Raw genomic sequence first — 3,690 nt, forward strand, 5'->3', positions numbered from 1 at the left:
TCGCACTCCCCCACCGCCTCGAGCTGACGCGCCTCATTCTGATCCGCCGCCGACACCCGCACGTACGCCACCCGCTGCCCCCGCGGACGCGAGGCCCGGCCAGCCGGCTTCTGATCCGTCTTTGGCTTTTGCTTCGGCTCTGGCGTTACCTCGACGACGTTCTCTGAGTCCGTCGACTCCACCCGAAAGTTCCAACCCAACTCGTCCCGGCGACGGAACCGAGTCCGCTCCTTCCCGCGACTGACGAGGAGCACCTCCTCGCCACCGTCACCCGAACGGTTCAGCAACGTCCCGATCCGATCAGCCATCGACAAGACCCTTTCGCCCGGAATCTGTATCAATACATCTTAGACCCGACGGGACGACGTTTCATTATTGACGACGCCGACCCTGTGACACAGCAGCGTGTGGCTTTCGCCGTTATATGGCGGGGTTCTGTCGACGCTCTGTGGCGGCATCTGCTCATGGCGATACACGCGAGCACCGGTCTGGTCACAGATAGCGGCAGACGGTCGTGGTGTCGCATTTGGTGGGGTCGCTGGTGGTGGCACTGTGGTGAAGGTGCGCGACGGTGTGTCGCAGTGCTTGCAGGTCGGCGATTTGGCGGTCCAGGTCGCCCAGGTGGGCTTCGAGCAGGGCGTGCACGTGCTGGCAGGGTGCGACTCCGGCGTCGCGGATGTCGAGGATCTCGCGAATCTGGGCCAGGGTGAGCCCAGCGGTGCGGCCGCGGCGAACGAAGTCCAGGCGCGCCAGGGCCGCAGGGGTGTAGTCGCGGTATCCGTTGGCGGTGCGCTCAGGCGCAGGTAGTAGGCCGGCTTCTTCGTAGAAGCGCAGCGTCTTGGTTGTGGTGCCGCTGGCCACGGCCAACTCACCGATGCGCACAGTGGCCCCTTTCTCGGCTCTCGTCCATGTTCGCCTTGACCTTCCCCTGCGCTGGAACGTCCACTATGGACGCTGAAGAGGGGTCACGCGAAGGAAGGTGGGCAAATGGGTGTGGACTACGACGTCGATCTGGCCGTGATCGGCTCAGGAGGCGCGGCGATGTCCGCCGCCATCGCGGCCAGCCAGGCCGGTAAGAGCGTCGTGCTGGTTGAGCGCGGTGTTCTGGGCGGGACGTGCGTGAACATCGGCTGCGTGCCGTCCAAGACGCTCCTGGCGGCCGCCGGGGCCCGGCACGCCGCGCTCACCAATCCCTTCAAAGGTGCCCCAACGTCAGCCGCACCGGTGAACCTCGGCGATCTGGTGGCCCAGAAGGACGCACTCATCGAGCGCCTGCGTGATGCGAAGTACGCCGATGTGGCCGCTGCCTACGGCTTCCAGGTCCGCCCAGGCCAGGCCAGCTTCCTGGACGGGGACACCCTGGCCGTCGACGGCCAGGCGCTGCGGGCCCGGGCCTATCTGGTCGCCACCGGTGCCACCCCCGCCATCCCGGAGGTGGTCGGTCTCGACTCTGTGGACCGGCTGACGTCCACCACCGCGATGCAGCTGACCGAGCTGCCTGAGTCCCTGGTCGTTATCGGTGGCGGGTACGTCGGGATGGAGCAGGCCCAGCTGTTCGCTCACCTCGGCACCCGGGTCTCTGTGGTCGGGCGTCTGGCGCCGCACGCCGAGCCGGAGCTGGCCCAGAGACTTCGGGAAGTCTTCACCGACGACGGCATCACCGTGGTCGAAGAGCGCGCGACCACTGTGGCCCGCGAACCAGGCCCCGCAGGAGAGGTGGTGGTGACCACGGACTCGGGCGAACAGGTGCGCGGCGCGCAGGTCCTGGTGGCCACCGGACGCCTGCCCCGCACCGACGGCCTGAACCTGGCCGCTGCCGGTGTGGACGTGGACGAGCGCGGCTTCGTCGTGGTCGACCAGACCCAGCGCACCTCCAACCCGCGCGTCTGGGCCGCCGGTGACGTCTCGGGGGCTCCCCAGTACGTCTACGCCGCCGCCGCCGGCGGTCGGGCCGCCGCGCTCAACGCCCTGACCGAGGACAGGTACCCGCCGGCAGCTCGGGTCGACTACGCCGGCTTTCCTGCGGTCGTGTTCACCCGGCCCCAGCTGGCCTCGGCGGGGTTGACCGAGGACGAGGCCCTCACCCGAGGGCACGCGTGCGACTGCCGCGTCCTGGACCTGTCCGATGTCCCCCGGGCGCTCGTCCAGCACGACACCCGCGGGGCGGTGAAGCTCGTCGCCGACGCCGTGAGCGGCAAGGTTCTGGGCGTGCACGCTCTGGCGGACGGGGCCGGGGAGATCATGCTGGCGGCCACCTACGCCATCAAAAGCGGCATGACCGTCGACGATCTGGCCGACACCTGGGCGCCGTACCTGACCATGAGCGAAAGCCTGCGCATCGTGGCCGGCCTCTTCCGAAACCAGATGCCGACGTCATGCTGCGCCTGAAACCCGCGGCCCCAGCGGGGTGGACGAGGGCTCCCGCGGCGGCCCGCCTGGCGCCGTGAATGTGCCTTAAAAACCTACAGTCTTATGAGACACCAGGCGGGGACCGGACGCCGAGACCGCTTCATGGGCCGATGGGCACCTTCTGCCTCTCGCGAAGTCGTCTCACCGTGAACTGTCGCAGGGTGGTGCTCGGTAGGGGTTTGTGAGTCATAATCATGTCATGAGGCTCTTGGGGTACACCCGCGTGAGCACTGCGAGTCAGGACGCGCAGTTGCAGTTGGATGCACTCGTGGATTCCGGGGTGCAGAAGCGGGATGTGTTCGCGGATGTGACCTCGGGTAGCCGGACCGCGATCGAACGCCCGGGGATGAAGCGCCTGTTGGACTATGCCGAGTCCGGCGACACGGTCGTGGTGTGGCGCATCGACCGGCTCGGCCGATCCTTGATCGATGTCCTCAACACCGTGAACCTGATGCGCGACAAGGGCGTAAAGATCAAGTCGCTTTCGGACGGCATCGACCCGGAGACCACTTCCGGCCGGTTAATGCTGGGCATGCTGGCCACGCTGGCCGAGTACGAGCGCGAGCTGATCACCGAGCGAGTCAATGCCGGCATCGCTGCGGCGAAGCAGAGCGGTACCCGGTTCGGTCGGCCGCCTGTTGACCCGGCGGTGATTGCGGAGAAACTCGACATCGCTCGGGACGCCCGCGCCAAGGGTCGCACCGCCGAGGAAGCCGCCCGATTGGTCGGATGGTCTCGCGCCACGCTGTACCGGCACCAACAGGCTGCCCGCGACCGCGACATGGTCTCCCAGCAGGTGTGACATGGACGGGCCGCAGCGGTGGCGAATCCTCCGGCTTCACGTCGAGGACGGCATCTCGCTGACGACCCTGGCCCGTGACACCGGCACCGGGCTGCGGACACTGCAACGCTGGCACCAGCTTTACAAGACCGGCGGCATCGCGGCGTTGGAGCCGCGGCCACGACGCGACACGGGATCTCGACGCACTCCGGCGGAACTGGTCACGTTTCTCGAGCACCTCGCGCTGACCCGCCCACGCCCGAGCACCGCTGCATTGCACCGGCTCACCACGGCCGAAGCGGGTCGCTTGGGGCTGACGGCCCCGAGCTATGCCACGGTCCGCGCCATCGTCCACGCTTTGGACCCGGCCCTGGTGACGCTTGCTCTGGAGGGGCCGGCAGCATATCGGGACCGCTATGAACTGGTGTTCCGCCATCGCGCCGAACGGCCGAATGTGACGTGGCAAGCCGATCACACCGAACTCGACATCCTCATCACCG

4 protein-coding genes and 1 pseudogene are annotated in these 3,690 nt (G+C 67.6%); 3 read left to right on the plus strand and 2 right to left on the minus strand.

The features are described from left to right. Positions 1 to 308: pseudogene (locus G6031_RS18690) on the minus strand (recombinase family protein); the annotation flags it as partial. 184 nt (positions 309 to 492) lie between these two features. Continuing rightward, positions 493 to 882: a heavy metal-responsive transcriptional regulator gene (locus G6031_RS15195; protein WP_007928756.1), complete on the minus strand. Its 390-nt coding sequence runs from the start codon at positions 880 to 882 to the stop codon at positions 493 to 495. A 105-nt stretch (positions 883 to 987) separates the two neighbouring features. Here G6031_RS15195 and merA point away from each other — a divergent pair, with 105 nt between their 5' ends. The 3 genes from merA to G6031_RS15210 all read left to right on the plus strand — a co-directional run. Next, the gene (gene merA, locus G6031_RS15200) at positions 988 to 2,388 is read left to right on the plus strand and encodes a mercury(II) reductase (RefSeq protein WP_017838447.1); all 1,401 of its coding nucleotides are present in this window, start codon (positions 988 to 990) and stop codon (positions 2,386 to 2,388) included. Between the two features lie 220 nt (positions 2,389 to 2,608). Beyond that, positions 2,609 to 3,211 (plus strand): recombinase family protein, encoded by a 603-nt coding sequence (locus tag G6031_RS15205; RefSeq protein WP_094364518.1) that lies wholly within the window; start codon positions 2,609 to 2,611, stop codon positions 3,209 to 3,211. A 1-nt stretch (position 3,212) separates the two neighbouring features. Beyond that, positions 3,213 to 3,690 (plus strand): helix-turn-helix domain-containing protein (locus G6031_RS15210; protein ID WP_182653703.1); only part of this gene is annotated, 478 nt, incomplete at its 3' end.

The sequence above is a fragment of the Dietzia sp. CQ4 genome, assembly GCF_014145125.1.
Lineage (GTDB): Bacteria > Actinomycetota > Actinomycetes > Mycobacteriales > Mycobacteriaceae > Dietzia > Dietzia natronolimnaea.